Genomic DNA, 1,341 nt, shown 5'->3' on the forward strand with positions numbered 1-1,341 from the left:
TCCACCTGGGCGTGGTGTTGGGCTCGATCACCCTGGTGGGGTGGTTGGAGATCTGCTCCCCCCCGCCCGGGCGGATTTTGGGGCGGCACCCGCGAAGGGGCGCAAACGCGCCGGGCGCGGACGCCGACGTCGTGGTGTACGACCCGCAGGCGCGGCAGGTCATCTCCGCGGCCACCCACCACCTGAACGTCGACTACTCGGCGTACGAGGGCATGGAGATCACCGGCAAGGTCGACACGGTGCTCTCCCGCGGCCGGGTGGTGGTGGACTCGACCGGGTTCCGCGGCGCGGCCGGGCACGGGCGGTTCCTGTCGCGTGAGCTGAACCAGTACCTGGTCTAGGGAGCGTTCGTGGACTTCGGTGTCGTGCTGCAGACGGACCCTCCCGCGCGGGACGTGGTGTCGGGGATGAAGGCCGCGGAGGCCAACGGCTTCCGCTACGGCTGGACGTTCGACTCGGTCGTGCTGTGGCAGGAGCCCTTCGTCATCTACTCGCAGGTGCTGGCGGCGACGTCGGAGCTGGTCGTCGGTCCCATGGTGACCAACCCGAGCACCCGGGACTGGTCGGTGACCGCGTCGCTGTTCGCGACGCTGAACGACATGTACGGCAACCGCACGGTGTGCGGCATCGGGCGCGGCGACTCGGCCCGCCGGGTGATCGGGCAGCCGCCGGCGTCGTTGGCCACCCTGGGCCGGGCCATGAAGGTGATCAAGGAGCTGGCCGAGGGCCGGGAGGTCGAGCACCACGGCACGCCGGTGCGCATCCCCTGGGTGCGCGACGGCAGGTTGGAGGTGTGGATGGCCGCGTACGGGCCCAAGGCGCTGAAGATGGTCGGTGAGCAGGCGGACGGGTTCATCCTGCAGACCGCGGACGTGGACATCGCGCGGTGGACGATCGGGACGGTGCGGGAGGCGGCGTGGGCCGCGGGCCGCGACCCGGCGGCGATCACGGTGTGCGTGGCCGCGCCCGCGTACGTGGGCACGGACCTGGCGCACCAGCGCGACCAGCTGCGCTGGTTCGGCGGGATGGTCGGCAACCACGTGGCCGACCTGGTCGCGCGGTACGGCGAGTCGGGCGCGGTCCCGGCGGCGTTGACCGACTACATCAAGGACCGGGAGGGCTACGACTACTCCCACCACGGCAGGGCGGGCAACCGGTCGGCGGACTTCGTGCCGGACCCGATCGTGGACCGGTTCTGCCTGCTCGGACCGGCGTCCGCGCACGTGGACCGGTTGCAGGAGCTGAGCGAGATCGGCGTGGACAACTTCGCGCTGTACCTGATGCACGACGACAAGGACGGGACGCTGGCGTCCTACGGGAACGAGGTGGTCGGCCGGGTGT

1 protein-coding gene and 1 pseudogene are annotated in these 1,341 nt (G+C 71.1%); both read left to right on the plus strand.

The features are described from left to right. A pseudogene (locus AB0G02_RS37965) lies at positions 1–341 on the plus strand (dihydropyrimidinase); the annotation flags it as partial. Positions 342–350: 9 nt separating this feature from the next. Beyond that, positions 351–1,341 (plus strand): TIGR03842 family LLM class F420-dependent oxidoreductase (locus tag AB0G02_RS37970; RefSeq protein ID WP_360804676.1); only part of this gene is annotated, 991 nt, incomplete at its 3' end.

Origin of the sequence: Actinosynnema sp. NPDC023658, from assembly GCF_040639995.1 — a bacterium.
In the GTDB taxonomy this organism is placed as follows: Bacteria; Actinomycetota; Actinomycetes; order Mycobacteriales; family Pseudonocardiaceae; genus Actinosynnema.